Source organism: Streptococcus sp. SS4, assembly GCF_030440125.1.
Taxonomy (GTDB): domain Bacteria; phylum Bacillota; class Bacilli; order Lactobacillales; family Streptococcaceae; genus Streptococcus.
The window spans coordinates 1-18,292 of record NZ_JAQFJM010000002.1 but is presented as its reverse complement, the minus strand read 5'-3'; the positions used below and the strand labels follow the sequence as shown (position 1 = coordinate 18,292).

Genomic DNA, 18,292 nt, shown 5'->3' with positions numbered 1-18,292 from the left:
ATGGTATTTTCTCTAAAACTTAAAAACCTAATACAACCTACATATCAAAGTGAAAATTTAGTTAAAGAATTCTATGAACCGGTATTATCTGAAGCTACTATTTATAGAAGAGTTTCAGCCTATTTTTCTAGTGAGGGACTGGGATTATATTCGAAGGGGTTGGATAAATTATTTGGAAATAATGGATTTGCTCAATTTATCATTTCTACTGATATCTCTGAAGAAGATTTTAAAAAAATTCAAGAAGGATATGTTCTTAAAAATAGTTTAGTAGATTTGCCTGCTCAGTTAAGGAAAACTATTCTAAATAATCAAACAAAAGAATCGTTAGGTAATCTGGCATTCATGATTGCAAGTAACCATGCAGAGGTAAAGTTTGCAGTTATTCCAAGAGGACGAGGGATTTTTCATGATAAATTTGGTCTTATTGATTCAGATGATGAAACTGTCTTTTTTAATGGATCTGTTAATGAAACTAGAAATGGTTTAGAATATAATTATGAGAGTATTTCCGTAGACGTTTCTTGGGATTCAAGTAAGAATGTTCAAACGCGAATATTAGCTAACAAAAATAGATTTGACCGATTATGGAAAAATGAAGAGAAAGATATTCTGACAATCGATGCTACAAAAATTGTTTATGATGAAATAAAAAAATACCAGCAATATTCCACAATAAATAAAGTTAAAGAAAATCAGTCAGATAATAATATCTATTTTTATTTAAAAAGTGGAAATATAATTGTACGTCAAGATAACTCTTCTATACAAATTACTAACTCAGATAGAAAACTAAAGCCTGAATCAGATTTGTCCAATAAATATTTTGAAGATGATAACTCAACTATCAAGTCAGAATTTTCTTATATGGATATAAACTACATTATTGAAGAAACAAGGAAGAGATGTAATAGAAAAAATATTATAGTTGAAGTATCAGAGGAAGTACAAGACTACCTAAAGTTAAAACAGTACTCTATTGAACAATATAGTAAGTTAGGAATTTATTTAAAATCACCTGAACAATATACAATTCATGGGGAGCAAGAAAAGTTTGAAGAGTTTGTTTCTGTTGTTAGTTCAGAGGTTGTACGTCCGTTTAAAAAATTGCAACTTGAGGCAGCCTTCTACGAATACAGGATGGCTAGAGCTGCGAACTTCTCTGTGCCAGGTTCTGGTAAAACTGCTATGATTTTGGCTGTTTTTGCATTTTTGAATTCCAAGAAAGTTGAAAGTGAGCACGTAGATAATTTATTGGTTATTTGTCCTATTAATGCTTTCAACAGTTGGAAAGAAGAATTTAAACAAGTTTTTGGAAATAAGAAACAGTTAGAAGTAATTGATTGTCAAAATTCTAAAGATTTTTCTTTCGATTTATCTTTGAACTGGAAAACATCAAATCTTGTATTAGTGAATTATGAATCGTTGACAAAATACAAAGACAAGTTGCGAGGATTGCTGTCAATTAAGACAATGATTGTTTTTGATGAGGTTCATAGAATAAAAAATCCTTTCGGAGTCCGTGCTCAAGCTGCTTTAGAACTAGTTAAAGATTCAAGGTTTAAGTTTGTTTTAACTGGAACACCTATACCTAATTCTTATCAGGATATCTATAACTTTCTTCATTTACTTTATGCAAATGAGTACAATTCATTTTTTAGATGGAGTTTAGATGAATTAAAAAAACCTAGTGTTAGGAAAATTGAAGAAATTAATAAAGCTTTAGTTCCATTCTTCTGGCGCTTAAACAAAGATGACTTAGGAGTACCTAAACCAGATCCAGATAAATTTTTGGATGTAGAACCTAGCGAAGAACAGAAACAATTAGCACAGTCCATATACTATAACGAATCGTCGAGTTTAGCCAGATTGATTCGATTGATACAAGCGTCCACAAATCCTGAATTACTTAACAAAAAGATTGAATATAAAGATATGTGGTTTGCAGGCGATAATGATCAAGATGACACCTTTGAAGTATCGGAAGAAATATTTAATAATCGACTACAGAATACTTCTGACTCGGTAATCAAAGAAGCCAAAGGATATGATGAGTTTGACTTTTCTAGTATGATTTCCCCTAAATTTGAGAAAGGTATTGAAAAAACTCAAGAGCTTATATCTGAGGGGAAAAAAGTCATAGTCTGGGCAATATTTGTTGATACCATGAAAAAAATACAAAATAGGTTAGACCAAGTTGGAGTGAAAGCTAATTTAGTGTATGGTGGTACGGATGTTTCTGATAGACAGAATCTGATTGATGATTTTCGATTTGGTAATACTATGGTTATGATTTCTAATCCTCAAACTCTAGGTGAATCGGTATCTTTGCATAAAGAAGTTCATGATGCTTTGTATTTTGAATACAATTTTAATCTAACTTTTATGCTTCAATCTCGAGATAGAATTCATAGATTAGGATTAGAAGATAACCAATATACAAGATATTATTATCTACAGACCATATGTGAACCAGAGGATAGTGGTGATCCAGGTTATATTGACCAGCAGATTTATAAGAAACTGGAAGCTAAGGCTAATATAATGTATAAAGCTATTGATGATAATATCCTGTCACCAGAATTTTCTCAGAATGAAATTGATGAAGCGATTAGTATTATTGATGAGGAAAGGAAACGTATTCTTTCTAATAGAAAAAAGTTGAAATAGATATTTTATTTCTATTGTAAATAATAGAAATTGTCAAAATTAACAGAAAATTCTTGACATCTTTTTAAAAAGGAGTACAATAGTTAGTAAATCAGAAAGTAACTGGTCTTAGATTTTCAGGGAGCCTGCGGTGATTGTGAGTAGGTAATCGAGATGAGCGAACATTGGGCTGATTGGATGATAATGAGAAGGTAACACATATTCTTCTCGGTTGGCACCCCTTACCGTGCAACTCCTTGTTAGAGGAGATAGAGATGATGGTCGTTTTTTTGAGACCATTAACTGAGGTGGTACCGTGTTAAACTAGATTTAATGCCCTCACAGAGTTTTTCTCTGTGAGGTTTTTTGTTTACTTTTATCTTTAAAGGTCTATTTACCTTAAAGAAGTATTATTTCATTATTCAATGAAAGGTTGGGTATTATGGATGCATTAAACGATATTCGAAGTGATATTGATAATATTGATAGTCAGTTAATTCGACTCCTGGCCCAACGTCAAATACTTGTGGAAAAGGCAGGACGGCTTAAGCCCAAGGGAGACAAGGTTGCTGTCCAGGCTAGTGATCGTGTGGCTCAAGTCATATCTAACCGTCGCAAGGAGGCACTAGAGCTTGGCTTATCGCCAGATGTGGCTGAATGTGTTTGGCGAAGCATGATTCAAGCATTTATTGCTTTGGAAGAGAAAGTGAATAAAGAACAATAACGGTGCCGATACATCCTATAAAGGAGTCTTGTATCAGTCTTATTACTCTCGATAAACCAGTTTGAAAGGAAATACTATGAGAAAAATTTTACCAGCCGATACCTTAACACCAATCTTGGCTTATATGCGTGTTCAGGGGGAACACAAGGTTATCCTTGAATCCATTCCTCGTGAGAAAGAAAATGCGCGTTTTTCCATTGTTGCCTACAATCCAGTCTTTGAAGTAACCTTCAAGGATGGTGTGCTTTATGAAAATGGTAAGGCGATTGATCAGGATCCTTTCGAATACTTGGACCAAGTAACAGTCAAGGGCATAAAGTCTGACCTACCTTTCGCAGGTGGTGCTATCGGGTTTGCAGGTTATGACATGATTGGTCTCTATGAAAATATCGGTGAGATTCCTGAAGATACGATTGGAACACCTGATATGCATTTCTTCATCTACGAATCTTATTTGATTTTTGACCACAAGAAGGAAAAGGTTTATGTGGTTGAGGATAATATCTACTCAGGTCGTGATAACGATGCGGTGCGTCAAGCTCTGGGGAAGGTGGTAACTAGCCTACAGACTCAGGCGCCAAATGAGTTTACACCTCAGGCCTTGCAAGCCTTGCAATTTTCAAATCATATCGAAAAAGAGGTCTTCATGGACATGGTGGCTAAGGCTAAGAAACTCATTCGTGAGGGAGATATGTTCCAATGTGTGCTTAGTCAACGCTTTTCAGCGGACTTTGAGGGAGATCCTTTGGATTACTACCGTAACTTGCGCGTGACCAACCCATCAAACTACCTTTATTTCTATGATTTTGGAGATTATCAGGTGATTGGTGCCAGCCCAGAGAGCTTGGTTTCAGTGAAAAATGGAGAGGTGGTCACCAATCCGATTGCTGGGACTCGTCCTCGTGGTGCCAATGAGGCTGAAGATGCTGCCTTGGCGGATGAACTCTCACATGATGTTAAAGAAACTGCGGAACACCGTATGTTGGTTGACTTGGGACGTAATGATATTGGTAAGATTGCCAAAAATGGTACGGTCAAGGTGACTAAGTATATGGAGGTTGAGTATTTCCGCTATGTGATGCACCTTACCAGTGTGGTTAAAGGGCAACTCTTGCCTGAGTTGACAGCCCTTGATGCTCTTAAATCAACCCTACCAGCTGGAACCGTGTCAGGAGCGCCTAAGATTCGTGCTATGCGTCGTATCTATGAGCTTGAACAGGAAAAACGTGGTATTTATGCGGGAGCTATTGGTTATCTGTCTGCGACAGGAGATATGGACTTTGCCATTGCTATCCGTACTATGATTCTCAAAAATCAAAAAGCCTATGTTCAGGCAGGTGCAGGTGTTGTCTATGACAGTGTTCCTGAAAATGAATTTTACGAAACGATTAACAAGGCGAAAGCTATGACAAGAATAGGAGATGCCCAATGATTTTATTAGTTGATAACTATGATTCTTTTACCTATAATTTGGCACAATACCTAGGGACATTTACAGAGGTAAAGGTCTTACGTAACGATGATGAGACACTCTATGAAGAGGCAGAAAAAGCTGACGGGCTAGTCTTTTCACCGGGTCCAGGTTGGCCAGCTGATGCGGGTAAAATGGAAGCCTTGATTAAGGATTTCGCTGGTAAAAAACCGATGATGGGAATTTGCTTGGGGCACCAGGCTATTGCGGAAACTTTTGGTGGTAAACTTGGCTTGGCTAAGAATGTCATGCATGGCAAACAAAGCAATATTACTTTTGAAACGCCATCGCTAATTTTCAAGGATATTGACAATGATGTCCCAATCATGCGTTACCATTCCATCGTTGTTGACCAAATGCCAGAGGGCTTTGATGTGACAGCTATCACAACTGATGATCAAGAAATCATGGCCATTCAACATAAGGAGCTACCAATTTATGGTTTGCAATATCACCCTGAGAGCATCGGAAGTCCAGATGGGCTCAAGATGGTTGAAAATTTCGTGAAAATTGTTGCAGACTAGTTAGACAGTCTTTTGACTAGATTGGTCTACGCTCAAAACATCTCCTCGTGCATCAGAAAACTTTGAACCGTTTTTAAAAGGAAAACAGATATGAAAGAAATATTCCTACAAATCTCAAACCGACAAGACTTGTCTCAAGACCAAGTCCAAGCAGTCTTTGACCGCATTCTCAAAAATGAAGTCTCAGAAAGCCAAATCGCTGCCTTCCTTATGGGGCTCAAAACTAAGGGAGAAACAGCAGATGAAATCACAGGTATCGTGCGTGCCCTCAAATCACATGCGACGGTCTTGCCTGAGACCTTCACAGATGCTATGTGTAACTGTGGAACTGGTGGGGACCAGTCTTATAGCTTTAACATTTCAACAACGGTTTGCTTTGTCTTAGCAGCAGGTGGTATTCGTATGGCCAAGGCTGGTAACCGTTCGATTTCCTCTAAATCTGGTTCGGCAGATGTCCTTGAAGCCCTTGGAATCAACGTTTCGGCGTCACCAGAAACCCTATCTAAAGCACTTGATGAGGTTGGTTTGGCTTTTATCTTTGCCCAAACCATGCACCCAGCTATGCGTTTTATCGGTCCAGCTCGCCAAGCTCTTGGGATTCCAACGATTATGAACTTGGTCGGACCACTGGCTAATCCGCTTGACCTTGAGACACAACTTATGGGGCTCTATCGTGTGGAATTGCAAGAGATTGTTGCTAATGCTATCCAACAGTTGGGACGTAAACGTGCGGTTATTATCACAGGTCCTGACAATATGGACGAAGCTGCTCTCTATGGCACTAACACCTACACCCTTTTGGAAGATGGTCACATCAGCCAGCACACTTTCACTTATGAAGATTTGGGTATGGAGAAGGTTGACTTGTCTGATATCACAGGTGGCGATGCCAAGGAAAATGCAGAGATTCTCCTTAGTGTCTTGAAAAATGAAGCTAGTCCTTATCTTGAAACAACAGTGCTTAATGCTGGTCTTGGATTCTTTGCCAATGGTAAAGTTGCGACCATTAAAGAAGGAGTTGAGCTTGCTCGCCAATTGATTGCGGACGGATCAGCCCTAGAGAAACTTCACCAACTCCAAGAGGTACAAGTATGAGTAAAGCCTTTCTCCCAACAATCTTAGAACAAAAAGAAAAAGAAGTGGCTCAGTTGGTCATGGAAGACTTGCAGCCCTTGCGTCAGACCTATCGTCTTTATGAGTTTCTCAAGTCAAATCAAAACAAGCTGCAAATTATTTCTGAAGTGAAAAAAGCTAGTCCAAGTATGGGTGATATTAACCTAGATGTGGATATTGTGGCTCAGGCCAAAACCTATGAGGAAAATGGAGCAGCCATGATTTCTGTTTTGACGGACGAGGTTTTCTTCAAGGGTGATATTTCCTATTTGAAAGAAATTTCGTCACAGGTGGCTATTCCAACCTTGGCTAAGGACTTCATTATTGATGAGAAACAGATTGTGCGTAGCCGTAATGCGGGAGCGACAGTCATTCTCTTGATTGTAGCGGCTTTGCCAGAAGCTCGTCTCAAGGAGCTCTATGATTTTGCGACTAGCCTTGGCTTGGAAGTCTTGGTTGAAACGCATAATCTACCAGAATTGGAAGTGGCTCATCGTATTGGTGCTGAGATTATTGGCGTTAACAACCGTAATTTGGTTACCTTTGAGACAGATATCAATACCAGTCTTGAGTTATCAACGCATTTCAAGGATAAACCTGTTTATATTTCTGAATCGGCTATTTTTACAGGTCAGGATGCTGCCCTAGTTGCCCCATATTTTAATGGGATTCTGGTAGGAACTGCTCTTATGACGGCTGACAATGTAGCTGAAAAGGTCAAGGAGTTGCAAATTGACAAAGGTTAAAATTTGTGGATTGTCGACACCAGAAGCAGTAGCCACTGCAGTTGAAGCAGGTGCTGACTACATTGGCTTTGTGTTCGCCAAAAGTAAGCGTCAAGTGAGTCTTGAACAAGCTCACGAGCTGGCTAAAGGGGTGACAGGCCAGACAAAAATCGTCGGTGTCTTTGTTTCACCAGGTCTTGAGGAACTGGAAGAAGCGATTAATCAGGTCCCCTTAGATATCGTTCAGATTCATGGAACTTTTGATGAAGCTCTGATTCCAAAGATATCAGTACCAGTTATTCGAGCTATTCAGATTGCAGATAGTGATTCTCAAGTCAAGAGCCAGGCGGATTATCTTCTTTTTGATGCTCCTATTGCTGGTAGTGGTCAGACCTTTGACTGGCAACTTTTGGCGAACAAACAGATTGAACAGGACTATTTCATCGCTGGTGGCTTGACTGTGGATAATGTGGCAGAGGCCAAGGAAACTTTCCAGCCCTATGCCTTAGATGTGTCCTCAGGTGTCGAGACAGATGGTCACAAAGATTTAGACAAGATTAAAGCATTTATAGAAAGAGTGAAAGCATGACATATCAACAACCTGATGCAAAAGGATTTTACGGAAAATTCGGTGGTCAGTTCGTTCCTGAAACGCTGATGACAGCCGTTATTGAATTGGACAAGGCCTATCGTGAGGCCAAGGAAGATCCAAGTTTCCAAGCGGAATTGGATGATCTCCTCAAAAACTATGTGGGACGTGAGACGCCTCTTTACCACGCCAAACGTTTGACTGATCATATTGGTGGAGCGCAAATTTATCTTAAACGTGAGGACCTTAACCACACAGGTGCCCACAAGATTAACAATGCCCTTGGTCAAGTCTTGCTTGCCAAACGTATGGGCAAGAAGAAAATCATTGCCGAAACTGGTGCAGGTCAACACGGTGTTGCAACAGCGACAGCCGCAGCCCTATTCGACATGGACTGTACGATCTATATGGGTGAGGAAGATGTTAAACGTCAGGCGCTTAACGTTTTCCGTATGGAGTTGCTTGGTGCCAAGGTATTTAGCGTTACAGATGGTTCGCGCGTGCTTAAGGACGCTGTAAATGCTGCCCTTCGTGCTTGGGTTGCAGGTATCGAGGATACTCACTACATCATGGGATCTGCCCTTGGTCCTGCACCATTCCCAGAAATTGTCCGTGACTTCCAATCTGTCATCGGTCGTGAAGCCAAACGTCAATACGCAGAGATTTCTGGTGGTAAATTACCTGATGCCGTCATGGCTTGTATCGGTGGTGGTTCAAATGCTATCGGTATGTTCTACCCATTTGTTAATGATAAATCAGTAGCTATGTATGGTGCTGAGGCTTCTGGTTTGGGGCTTGATACTGAAAAACATGCCGCAACCTTTGCCAAAGGTCGTCCAGGTATTCTTCATGGAGCGCTTATGGATGTCCTCCAAGATGCTCATGGTCAAATCATGGAAGCCTTCTCTATCTCAGCTGGTCTGGACTATCCAGGGGTTGGTCCTGAGCACTGTTATTTCAACGAAATTGGCCGTGCGACTTACGACTCTATTACAGATGAAGAAGCTCTCGAAGGTTTCAAACTTCTGTCACGTTTAGAAGGTATTATCCCAGCTCTTGAGTCTAGCCATGCCATTGCCCTTGCGCAAAAAGTGGCAGCTAAGATGTCGCCAGACCAAAGTCTCATCGTCTGCCTCTCAGGTCGTGGGGACAAGGACGTTATGCAGGTTAAAGAACGTTTCGAAGCTGAAGCAGAAGGGAAATAAACCATGACAAAAACACTAACAAAACACCTACAAGCTATCAAAGACAGTAAACGCGGTATTTTCGTACCTTATATCATGGCGGGTGACCACGCTAAAGGCCTAGACGGACTCTTTGAGACTATTGCTCTCTTGGAAAATAGTGGTGTCTCAGCTATTGAGGTGGGTATTCCATGGTCTGACCCAGTGGCTGACGGCCCCGTTATTGAACTAGCAGGACAACGTAGTTTGGCTAAAGATGTGACTTTGACAGCTATTATCAAGAAGCTTCAAGAACAAAAAACACAGGTGCCTTTGGTTATCATGACCTACATCAACCCAGTTTATCAATATGGTATTGAGGCCTTTGTTAAGGATCTAGCTGAGACATCTGTCAAGGGGCTCATTATTCCTGATTTGCCAGATGAACACGCTAACTTTATCACTCCTTATTTGAAAGACAGTGATATTGCTCTCGTGCCTCTGGTGAGCTTGACTACAGGTATTGACCGTCAGAAACAGTTGATTGATGGTGCAGAAGGCTTTATCTACGCCGTTGCCATCAATGGTGTTACAGGTAAGACTGGTAATTACCGTGATGACCTTGACAAACACTTGGCTAACTTGACTGCCCATGCAGACATTCCAGTTCTCACAGGTTTTGGTGTGTCAACAGAGGACGACATCAAACGCTTTAACGCTGTATCAGACGGTGTTATCGTAGGATCAAAAATCGTCCGTGACCTCCACGACGGTAAGGAAGAAGACGTCGCTGAATTTGTTACATTCGGTTCACATTTTGAAAAATAGAAGACGATGCTCTCCAGAAATGGGGAGTGTTTTTTTATCAAAATCATTCTTGGGGATGATTTGATTTTCTTATTTTCCAGTATTATACTATGGGTGAATAGTGGCGAATTAAATTTATCTCTGGTTTTTATTTTCATCTCACTTATAAAAAGAAGGTAGACAAATGAAAGTATCATTGAGGGTAATACTAGGTGTCAGTTTCTTAATAGGAGCCTTACTATTTTTCTATCGTGGAGAGAATCACTATGCACTGATTTTCCTTCTGGTTGGTGCCTTGTACCTCTACAAGGGATTAAGCTGAGGGTTAAATCTCGTATTGAATGAATAAGCCTTTTTAGTGACATCTATGTCACTATTTTTTTCTTTTTGGAAACTATAGAATGATTTTATAACTAAAAAGAAAGGGAGAGAAGGCATCACAGAACATGATTGATCATATTTTTTCATTCTTTGTATCAAATAAAAAAGCTCTAGCAATAATCTTTATGATTATTTGTTTGGCTGTTATTTACCCAGGCATGTTTAAATTTTTGTATGTTGAAGGCAGGGATTTTGGACGTAGCCTCGTCAACTCAATCTTATCTTAGTAAAGTGTAGCACCTCTTAGGAGGTGCTTATTTTTTCGCGATAAATCTACAAATGTAAATAAAACCCTTGACATATCCTCATGGCAGCGTTAAAATAAATCTACAAACGTAAACAAATAACGACATTCAGAAAGGAAAAATTATGCTGACAATTTCATCTGCGGAATGGGAAGTCATGCGAGTGCTCTGGGCTAAGGGGCAGGCGACTTCTTCAGAGATTATAGCGATTCTATCTAAGAAGCTAGACTGGTCGGCTTCGACAGTAAAGACCTTGATTGGACGTTTGGCGGACAAGGGTTATCTAACCAGTCAGCGTCAAGGACGAGGGTTTATCTATCAAGCTAGCTTGGGGGAAGATGAGGCGAATTTTCAGGCTTTAGAAGCTGTTTTTGACAAGATTTGTTTGACCAAACATAGCGATTTGTTGGGTCAACTCATGGCAAAGACGCCGATGACCCAAACCGATGTGGATAAGTTACAGGCCTTGCTTGCAGCAAAAGAACCTGTGGATCAGGTGGTTTGTGACTGTGTGCCTGGCCAATGTGCTTGTGGGCATCATATGGAGGTGATATAGGAAATGGCAAAAGAAACCTTTGTGGTTAATGGGATGACCTGTGCATCCTGTGTAGCCAATGTAGAAAATGCTGTTAATAAGTTGGATGGTGTGGACAAGGCTGTGGTTAACCTAACCACTGAAAAAATGTCTGTGGATTACGCTGGGGATAAGGTTAGTCCAGAAGCTATTGAAAAAGCTGTGGCTGACGCTGGTTATGAGGCTGAAGTCTACAATCCAGACACAGCCAAAAGCCAAGAAGAGCGTGAAGAAGACAAGATTCACAAGGTACGTGAGCGCCTCATTTGGTCATCTGTCTTCACCATTCCTCTCTTTTATCTTGCTATGGGCCCAATGGTTGGTCTACCTGTGCCAAACTTCTTGTCTCCTCACCATGCAGCCTTGACTTATGCCTTGGTGCTGCTAGTTTTGACAGTTCCAGTCATGTGGTTGGGTCGTTCCTTCTATAGTAATGGTTTTCGCACTTTGGCCAAGGGTCATCCTAACATGGATGCCTTGGTAGCCTTGGCAACATCGGCGGCCTTCCTTTATAGTCTCTATGGTACTTATCACATTTCTTTGGGGCATGCCCATCACGTCCACCAACTTTATTTTGAGTCGGTAGCTGTTATTTTGACCTTGATTACTCTAGGTAAGTACTTTGAAATCCTCTCTAAAGGTCGAACTTCAGAGGCTATCAAGAAACTTATGCACTTGTCAGCCAAGGAGGCAACCGTCCTTCGGGATGGTAAGGAAGTCAAGCTTCCTGTGGATAAGGTTGTTCTTGGTGACCATATTGTGGTCAAACCTGGGGAAAAGATAGCCGTGGATGGTCAGGTGATTTCTGGTAGCTCCGCGATTGATGAGAGCATGCTTACAGGTGAGTCACTCCCTATTGAAAAATCCGCTGGTAAGCCAGTGTTTGCAGGTTCTATTAATGGTCAAGGTAGCTTGATTTATGAGGCTGAAAAGATTGGTAAGGACACCTTGCTTTCCCAAATCATTAAATTGGTTGAGGATGCCCAACAAACCAAGGCACCGATTGCCAAGATTGCCGATCAAGTGTCAGCGGTCTTTGTTCCTGTTGTCATGGCTATCGCACTTATTTCAGGTCTCTTTTGGTACTTTGTCATGGGACAAACCTTTACCTTCGCTATGATAGTAGTAGTTAGCGTCTTAGTCATTGCTTGCCCATGTGCTTTGGGTCTTGCGACACCGACAGCCATCATGGTTGGTACAGGGCTTGGTGCTGAGCATGGTATTCTCTATAAGCGTGGAGATGTGCTCGAGTTAGCTCATAAGGCTGATGTCCTCGTTTTTGACAAGACAGGAACCATTACTCAGGGTAAACCTCAGCTCGTTTCTAGCTATACTTATGGAGATAGCGGAGCAGCTTTGCAGCTTTTGGCATCCTTGGAAGCCAAGTCTGAACACCCCTTGGGTCAAGCCATCCTTGTGGCAGCAGAAAATGCTAACTTGGACTTGTTGGAGATGGACAATTTCTCAAGTTTGACTGGACGAGGACTTACTGCAAGCTATGCAGGCAAAACTTATCTAGCTGGGAATCAAACTCTTATGGCTGAGGAAAAAGTCGACTTGACTTCAGCACAGGCTGATTTCCAAAGCTTGACAGCGGATGGTCAGACACCTATTTTCTTGGCTGAAGATGGTAAGTTAATCGGACTCTTTGGTGTAGCTGATCAGGTTAAAGCAGATAGTGCTGATATGGTGGCAGCCCTTCATCAAATGGGCAAGGAAGTCATCATGTTGACTGGGGATAATGACCAAACAGCTCAAGCCATTGCCCAAAAGGTTGGTATCAAGCGGGTTATCAGTCAAGTCCTTCCACAAGAGAAATCTAGGGTGATTAGCGACCTTCAGGCAGAAGGAAAATCAGTCATCATGGTTGGTGATGGTATCAATGATGCCCCAGCCCTTGCGACTGCCGATATCGGTATTGCCATGGGTTCAGGGACAGATATTGCTATGGAAAGTGCCGATATGGTCCTTATGAAACCCAACCTCATGGATGTCGTTAAGGCTCTGAAAATTAGTCAGTCGACTATCACAACGATAAAAGAGAACCTCTTTTGGGCCTTTATCTACAATATCTTGTCTATCCCAGTAGCTATGGGTGTCCTCCACCTCTTTGGAGGTCCCCTTCTTGACCCAATGATAGCAGGACTTGCCATGAGCTTTAGCTCTGTTTCGGTCGTCCTTAATGCTCTGCGCCTCAAACGTCGCAAAGTCTAAGTGTCGATTGCTAATGTCCTCCATCACTTAAGGTGTGTATCAAAAAACAATTAAAGAAAAGGAAGAAAGAAAAATGACAAAAACATATAAGATTACAGGAATGAAATGCCAAGGCTGTGTCAACACCGTTACTGAAAAACTCTCCGCTGTTAAAGGCGTAGACAAGGTTCAAGTTGATCTCGAAAACAAACAAGTCACTATTGAAGGTAAACCATGGAAGTGGTCTCTCAAACGTGCCCTTAAAGGTACTAAGTTCGAGCTTGGTGACGAAATTTAAGACAGGATTGAAACAGCTCTTAGGCTGTTTTTTTCTGCCTATAATCTTTTTGAAAATCCCTTCCTTTTGTGATATGATTAAAGTAATTATGTTCTCAAAACTGAGACTAGAAAATCAAGAAAAGAAAACGGTATACCTATGTCTAAACAAACCCTTATCCTTCTCTACGGTGGACGTTCAGCAGAACGTGAAGTGTCTGTGCTCTCAGCTGAGAGTGTTATGCGTGCGGTGGATTACAGCGCATTTGAGGTTAAAACCTACTTTATCACTCAGTCTGGTGATTTTATCAAAACACAAGAATTTACAGAAACACCAGGTGATGACGAGAAGCTCATGACTAATGACACAGTTGTGGCTAGTCAGGCTATCAAACCAAGCGATATTTATGAGGAAGGCGCTGTGGTATTCCCTGTGCTCCATGGACCTATGGGTGAGGATGGATCTATCCAAGGTTTCCTCGAAACCCTCAAGTTGCCATACGTGGGTACTAATGTCTTGTCATCAAGTGTGGCTATGGACAAGATTATGACCAAGCATATTCTTGAAGTTGCAGGTGTCCCTCAGGTTGCCTACACAGTCTACATCGAGGGTGAAGATTTGGAAGCAGCAGTAGCAGAGACGCTTGAAAAATTGACCTTCCCAGTTTTCGTAAAACCTGCTAACATGGGGTCATCTGTTGGGATTTCGAAAGCTGAAAACGAAGCGGAGCTTCGTGCAGCGATTGATCTGGCTCTCAAATATGATAGCCGTATCTTGATTGAGCAAGGTGTGGTTGCCCGAGAAATCGAGGTTGGTATCCTTGGAAATACAACTGTCAAAACGACAGATCCAGGTGAAGTGGTCAAAGACGTGGCTTTCTATGATTACCAAGCTAAATACATTGACAATAAGATTACCATGGATATTCCAGCTCACGTGCCTGCAGAAGTCATGACGCAAATGCGTGCCTATGCGGCCAAGGCCTTCCGTGCTCTTGGTGGTTGTGGTCTTGCTCGCTGTGATTTCTTCCTGACAGAGGATGGAGCTATCTACCTTAACGAGCTCAATACCATGCCAGGTTTCACTCAATGGTCAATGTACCCACTACTTTGGGAAAATATGGGACTTTCATACTCAGACCTTATCAAGGAATTGGTAGCCTTGGGACAAGAGATGTTCGAAAAACGTGAAAGCCATTTGATTTAAGCACTATGATTTAGGAGACAGACATCTTAGTCTTGGAGAAATCTCTGAGACTGAGGTGTTTTTTTCTTTACAGAAATCTAGATTTTATTTATATCTTTTCTTTATCACGCTGATAAAAAATACATATTATCCAAATAATCTAACAGGTGGTAGAATAAATCTAACGTTTCAAATGAAATAGAGCAATTCATTCGTGTTTTGTGAAGCTGTGCTTTTCAAATGCGAGAGAAGGGTCAAAGGGCTAGAAGTAGATGTCAGTGAGTGCTTACGGAATTTTACACGCCTTTTGTATCTTGTAGAATTGAACACAGGCTAAATTCCTAGAGCAAAAGATAAACTTCCTAGTGTGCCAGCACACGTCGTCAGTTTCCTATTTGTCTTACGGAATTTTCTACGCCCTTTGTATCTTAAATGAGGAGGTAAGTTTTGGACTGGTCCATTGTTCAACAGTATTTGCCCTTTTATCAGAAGGCATTCTTTTTAACCTTACATATTGCCGTTCTGGGGATTTTTGGTTCCTTCCTTTTGGGCTTGGTGGTGAGTGTTATTCGTCATTATCGAGTGCCGGTTTTGAGTCAGCTTTCGACGGCTTATATTGAGCTATCTCGTAATACGCCGCTCTTAATTCAGCTCTTCTTTCTCTACTTTGGCTTGCCTCGTATAGGTTTGGTTCTATCCTCAGAGGCTTGTGCTGTGGTAGGTTTGATTTTCTTGGGTGGTTCCTATATGGCGGAGTCCTTCCGAAGTGGTCTAGAGGCTGTTAGTCAGACCCAACATGAAGTGGGCTTGTCTATTGGTTTGACGCCGTTCCAAGTCTTTCGCTATGTGGTCCTTCCTCAGGCAGTAGCTGTGGCGTTGCCGTCATTTAGTGCTAACGTTATTTTCCTTATCAAGGAAACGTCAGTATTCTCAGCGGTAGCCTTGGCGGATTTGATGTATGTGGCTAAGGATTTGATTGGTCTTTACTACGAAACCGATGTGGCTCTAGGCATGTTGGTGGTGGCTTATCTCTTGATGTTGCTGCCGATTTCTCTAGTCTTTAGTTGGATTGAAAGGAGGTTACGCTATGCAGGATTCGGGCTTTCAGGTTCTTCTTCAGGGGAATAATTTCCTACGTATCTTACAAGGTTTAGGCGTAACTATTGGGATTTCCATCGTTTCGGTGCTTCTGTCCCTTTTATTAGGAACCCTTTTTGGAATTGTCATGACTTCTAAATCTAAGATTGTACGTTTTTTGTCACGTATTTATCTGGAATTTATTCGTATCATGCCCCAGTTAGTCTTGCTCTTCATTGTTTATTTTGGTCTGGCTAGGAATTTTAACATCAATATCTCAGGCGAGCTATCGGCTATTATCGTCTTTACCCTATGGGGAACGGCTGAGATGGGTGATTTGGTGCGTGGGTCAATCACGTCACTACCTAGACACCAGTTTGAGAGCGGAAGGGCCCTTGGCTTGACCAATGGCCAACTCTATACCTATGTGATTATCCCACAAGTCTTGCGTCGCTTGTTGCCTCAGGCTATTAACCTGGTGACACGTATGATTAAGACCACATCCTTGGTGGTTTTGATTGGCGTAGTAGAGGTGACCAAGGTTGGTCAGCAGATTATTGATAGTAACCGCCTGACTATTCCAACAGCTTCTTTCTGGATTTATGGCACGATTTTGATTCTTTATTTTGCCATTTGTTACCCAGTATCTAAGCTGTCTACTTATCTTGAAAATCGTTGGAGGAATTAAGATGACAGAAAGCATTTTACAAATCAAGGATTTGAAAAAGTCCTTTGGGGACAATCAGATTCTCAAAGGCATCTCCTTGGATGTTAAACAAGGTGAAGTCGTTGTTATCCTGGGTTCCTCAGGTTGTGGGAAATCGACCTTGCTACGTTGTATCAATGGCTTGGAGACTATTCAAGGAGGGGATATTCTCCTGGATGGCAAGTCTATCACTAGTAGCAAGAAGGATTTTCACTTGATTCGTCAGAAAATCGGAATGGTCTTTCAAAGTTATGACCTCTTCCCGCATTTGGACATCCTGCAAAATCTGATTTTGGGACCGGTCAAAGCTCAAGGGCGTAACAAGGAAGAGGTTATTGCGGAGGCTGAGAAACTTTTGGACCGTGTGGGACTTTTGGACAAGAAGCATAGCTTTGCGCGACAACTGTCGGGTGGTCAAAAGCAACGTGTAGCCATTGTCCGTTCACTGCTCATGCATCCTGAAGTTATTCTCTTCGACGAAGTGACGGCGTCGCTTGACCCTGAGATGGTTCGTGAAGTTTTGGAATTGATCAATGACCTCGCTCAAGAAGGGCGTACCATGTTGATTGTAACCCATGAGCTTCAGTTTGCGCGTGCCATCGCTGACCGTATTATCTTTATGGATAAGGGTGTCATCGCTGAGGAAGGTACTGCTGAAGAATTCTTCAATCATCCAAAGACACAGCGAGCTCAAGAGTTTCTCAATGTCTTTGACTTCAGCCAGTTTGGTGCCTATTTGTAACCCATTGTTTTTAATAAAAAATATAATATTTTAGGAGATATTTATGAAATTAACAAAGAAAATTTTTGCCCTATTAGCCCTCGTCTTTGCCTTGGTGGCAGTGACTGCTTGCTCAAGTAACAGTAGCTCTGGTAAATCAACAGCCAAAGCACGTACTATTGAAGAAATTAAGAAGAGTGGTGAACTCCGTATCGCCGTTTTTGCGGACAAGAAACCTTTCGGTTATGTAGATAACAAGGGTGCTTACCAAGGTTACGATATTGAACTTGGTAACCGTTTGGCTAAAGACTTGGGTGTTAAACCTAAATACGTCTCAGTAGATGCGGCCAACCGTGCAGAATTCTTGATTTCAAACAAGGTAGATATTACGCTTGCCAACTTCACAGTAACTGATGAACGTAAGAAACAAGTGGACTTCGCTCTTCCTTATATGAAAGTCTCAATCGGTGTGGTATCACCTAAAGATAAGGTCATTAAGGACGTTAAAGAGCTTGAAGGTAAGACTTTGATTGTTACTAAGGGGACAACTGCTGAAACTTACTTTGAAAAGAACTACCCAAATATCAAATTGCAAAAGTATGACCAATATAGCGACGCTTACCAAGCCCTCCTTGATGGTCGTGGCGATGCCTTCTCAACAGATAATACAGAAGTTCTTGCTTGGGCTCTAGAAAATAAAGGTTACGAAGTTGGAATCACATCGCTTGGTAACCCAGATACTATTGCCCCAGCCGTTCAAAAAGGTAACAAAGAACTCCTTGACTTTATCAATAAAGACATTAAGAAACTTGGCGAAGAGAATTTCTTCCACAAAGATTATGAAAAAACACTTCACCCAACTTACGGTGATGCAGCTAAAGCTGATGACCTCGTGGTTGAAGGTGGCGAAGTGAAATAAGGCTAATTCCTCTCTAAGGGGAAATCTTGCTTAACAAGAATAAAACAAGTAAAACCACCTCGTGGCTATCTAGCTCAGCTAGAAGCAGGAGTGGTTTTTCTTGTTTTAGGGTGATTTTTTTCGGCTCTTTGTCAACTGTAGTGGGTGACGAAAAGCTAACATCTAGAGAGGACCAGATAGGTCTTCTCTTTTTGTATATTCAGAGTGATGAAAACACGCTTCCTAAAGTTGATAAAATTTTTAAAACCG

At 41.2% G+C, this 18,292-nt stretch carries 19 protein-coding genes; all 19 read left to right on the top strand.

What is annotated here, in order from left to right:
* Positions 1 to 2,670, top strand: coding sequence for an SNF2-related protein (locus tag PCY16_RS02180; RefSeq protein ID WP_070575527.1), 2,670 nt, complete (start codon positions 1 to 3; stop codon positions 2,668 to 2,670).
* 421 nt (positions 2,671 to 3,091) lie between these two features.
* Positions 3,092 to 3,373, top strand: coding sequence for a chorismate mutase (locus PCY16_RS02175; protein WP_195414190.1), 282 nt, complete (start codon positions 3,092 to 3,094; stop codon positions 3,371 to 3,373).
* A gap of 76 nt (positions 3,374 to 3,449) precedes the next feature.
* On the top strand, positions 3,450 to 4,805 hold the full coding sequence (trpE, locus tag PCY16_RS02170; RefSeq protein ID WP_195414189.1) for an anthranilate synthase component I: 1,356 nt from the start codon (positions 3,450 to 3,452) through the stop codon (positions 4,803 to 4,805).
* Positions 4,802 to 5,368, top strand: a complete 567-nt coding sequence (locus PCY16_RS02165; RefSeq protein WP_080611849.1) for an aminodeoxychorismate/anthranilate synthase component II — start codon at positions 4,802 to 4,804, stop codon at positions 5,366 to 5,368. The genes trpE and PCY16_RS02165 overlap by 4 nt, the downstream gene beginning before the upstream one ends.
* A 90-nt stretch (positions 5,369 to 5,458) precedes the next feature.
* Entirely contained in the window at positions 5,459 to 6,463 is a 1,005-nt protein-coding gene (gene trpD, locus PCY16_RS02160) for an anthranilate phosphoribosyltransferase (protein ID WP_195414188.1), read from the top strand.
* Positions 6,460 to 7,227 carry an indole-3-glycerol phosphate synthase TrpC gene (trpC, locus tag PCY16_RS02155; RefSeq protein WP_003096363.1) on the top strand — a complete coding sequence of 256 codons (768 nt, stop codon included), beginning with the start codon at positions 6,460 to 6,462 and terminating at the stop codon, positions 7,225 to 7,227. The genes trpD and trpC overlap by 4 nt, the downstream gene beginning before the upstream one ends.
* Positions 7,214 to 7,795 (top strand): phosphoribosylanthranilate isomerase, encoded by a 582-nt coding sequence (locus PCY16_RS02150; protein ID WP_195414187.1) that lies wholly within the window; start codon positions 7,214 to 7,216, stop codon positions 7,793 to 7,795. The genes trpC and PCY16_RS02150 overlap by 14 nt, the downstream gene beginning before the upstream one ends.
* Positions 7,792 to 9,000 (top strand): tryptophan synthase subunit beta, encoded by a 1,209-nt coding sequence (gene trpB / locus PCY16_RS02145; protein ID WP_002891598.1) that lies wholly within the window; start codon positions 7,792 to 7,794, stop codon positions 8,998 to 9,000. The genes PCY16_RS02150 and trpB overlap by 4 nt, the downstream gene beginning before the upstream one ends.
* A gap of 3 nt (positions 9,001 to 9,003) precedes the next feature.
* Positions 9,004 to 9,786 carry a tryptophan synthase subunit alpha gene (gene trpA, locus PCY16_RS02140; RefSeq protein WP_073950360.1) on the top strand — a complete coding sequence of 261 codons (783 nt, stop codon included), beginning with the start codon at positions 9,004 to 9,006 and terminating at the stop codon, positions 9,784 to 9,786.
* Positions 9,787 to 9,949: 163 nt separating this feature from the next.
* Positions 9,950 to 10,087, top strand: a complete 138-nt coding sequence (locus PCY16_RS02135) for a hypothetical protein (protein WP_171963581.1) — start codon at positions 9,950 to 9,952, stop codon at positions 10,085 to 10,087.
* Between the two features lie 428 nt (positions 10,088 to 10,515).
* Positions 10,516 to 10,947: a CopY/TcrY family copper transport repressor gene (locus tag PCY16_RS02130; protein ID WP_070575510.1), complete on the top strand. Its 432-nt coding sequence runs from the start codon at positions 10,516 to 10,518 to the stop codon at positions 10,945 to 10,947.
* A gap of 3 nt (positions 10,948 to 10,950) precedes the next feature.
* Positions 10,951 to 13,179 carry a heavy metal translocating P-type ATPase gene (locus PCY16_RS02125; protein ID WP_070575507.1) on the top strand — a complete coding sequence of 743 codons (2,229 nt, stop codon included), beginning with the start codon at positions 10,951 to 10,953 and terminating at the stop codon, positions 13,177 to 13,179.
* Positions 13,180 to 13,252: 73 nt separating this feature from the next.
* Positions 13,253 to 13,456: a copper chaperone CopZ gene (gene copZ, locus PCY16_RS02120; protein WP_002884431.1), complete on the top strand. Its 204-nt coding sequence runs from the start codon at positions 13,253 to 13,255 to the stop codon at positions 13,454 to 13,456.
* 138 nt (positions 13,457 to 13,594) lie between these two features.
* Positions 13,595 to 14,641: a D-alanine--D-alanine ligase gene (locus PCY16_RS02115; protein WP_070575504.1), complete on the top strand. Its 1,047-nt coding sequence runs from the start codon at positions 13,595 to 13,597 to the stop codon at positions 14,639 to 14,641.
* 426 nt (positions 14,642 to 15,067) lie between these two features.
* Positions 15,068 to 15,748 carry an amino acid ABC transporter permease gene (locus PCY16_RS02110; RefSeq protein ID WP_003094028.1) on the top strand — a complete coding sequence of 227 codons (681 nt, stop codon included), beginning with the start codon at positions 15,068 to 15,070 and terminating at the stop codon, positions 15,746 to 15,748.
* Positions 15,708 to 16,385, top strand: a complete 678-nt coding sequence (locus PCY16_RS02105) for an amino acid ABC transporter permease (RefSeq protein WP_002891585.1) — start codon at positions 15,708 to 15,710, stop codon at positions 16,383 to 16,385. Before PCY16_RS02110 ends, PCY16_RS02105 begins: the two co-directional genes overlap by 41 nt.
* Before the next feature lies 1 nt (position 16,386).
* Positions 16,387 to 17,145, top strand: coding sequence for an amino acid ABC transporter ATP-binding protein (locus tag PCY16_RS02100; protein ID WP_060971738.1), 759 nt, complete (start codon positions 16,387 to 16,389; stop codon positions 17,143 to 17,145).
* A 43-nt stretch (positions 17,146 to 17,188) separates the two neighbouring features.
* Positions 17,189 to 18,043: a cysteine ABC transporter substrate-binding protein gene (locus PCY16_RS02095; protein ID WP_002891583.1), complete on the top strand. Its 855-nt coding sequence runs from the start codon at positions 17,189 to 17,191 to the stop codon at positions 18,041 to 18,043.
* 26 nt (positions 18,044 to 18,069) lie between these two features.
* The coding region (locus PCY16_RS02090; protein ID WP_301353711.1) for a hypothetical protein at positions 18,070 to 18,292 on the top strand (223 nt) is incomplete at its 3' end.

What these genes read in the sequence shown, in the direction of transcription:
- PCY16_RS02180 (WP_070575527.1), top strand. Translation starts at nt 1, where the DNA reads ATGGTATTTTCTCTAAAACTTAAAAACCTAATACAACCTACATATCAA.
- PCY16_RS02175 (WP_195414190.1), top strand. Translation starts at nt 3,092, where the DNA reads ATGGATGCATTAAACGATATTCGAAGTGATATTGATAATATTGATAGT.
- trpE (WP_195414189.1), top strand. Translation starts at nt 3,450, where the DNA reads ATGAGAAAAATTTTACCAGCCGATACCTTAACACCAATCTTGGCTTAT.
- PCY16_RS02165 (WP_080611849.1), top strand. Translation starts at nt 4,802, where the DNA reads ATGATTTTATTAGTTGATAACTATGATTCTTTTACCTATAATTTGGCA.
- trpD (WP_195414188.1), top strand. Translation starts at nt 5,459, where the DNA reads ATGAAAGAAATATTCCTACAAATCTCAAACCGACAAGACTTGTCTCAA.
- trpC (WP_003096363.1), top strand. Translation starts at nt 6,460, where the DNA reads ATGAGTAAAGCCTTTCTCCCAACAATCTTAGAACAAAAAGAAAAAGAA.
- trpB (WP_002891598.1), top strand. Translation starts at nt 7,792, where the DNA reads ATGACATATCAACAACCTGATGCAAAAGGATTTTACGGAAAATTCGGT.
- trpA (WP_073950360.1), top strand. Translation starts at nt 9,004, where the DNA reads ATGACAAAAACACTAACAAAACACCTACAAGCTATCAAAGACAGTAAA.
- PCY16_RS02135 (WP_171963581.1), top strand. Translation starts at nt 9,950, where the DNA reads ATGAAAGTATCATTGAGGGTAATACTAGGTGTCAGTTTCTTAATAGGA.
- PCY16_RS02130 (WP_070575510.1), top strand. Translation starts at nt 10,516, where the DNA reads ATGCTGACAATTTCATCTGCGGAATGGGAAGTCATGCGAGTGCTCTGG.
- PCY16_RS02125 (WP_070575507.1), top strand. Translation starts at nt 10,951, where the DNA reads ATGGCAAAAGAAACCTTTGTGGTTAATGGGATGACCTGTGCATCCTGT.
- copZ (WP_002884431.1), top strand. Translation starts at nt 13,253, where the DNA reads ATGACAAAAACATATAAGATTACAGGAATGAAATGCCAAGGCTGTGTC.
- PCY16_RS02115 (WP_070575504.1), top strand. Translation starts at nt 13,595, where the DNA reads ATGTCTAAACAAACCCTTATCCTTCTCTACGGTGGACGTTCAGCAGAA.
- PCY16_RS02105 (WP_002891585.1), top strand. Translation starts at nt 15,708, where the DNA reads ATGCAGGATTCGGGCTTTCAGGTTCTTCTTCAGGGGAATAATTTCCTA.
- PCY16_RS02100 (WP_060971738.1), top strand. Translation starts at nt 16,387, where the DNA reads ATGACAGAAAGCATTTTACAAATCAAGGATTTGAAAAAGTCCTTTGGG.
- PCY16_RS02095 (WP_002891583.1), top strand. Translation starts at nt 17,189, where the DNA reads ATGAAATTAACAAAGAAAATTTTTGCCCTATTAGCCCTCGTCTTTGCC.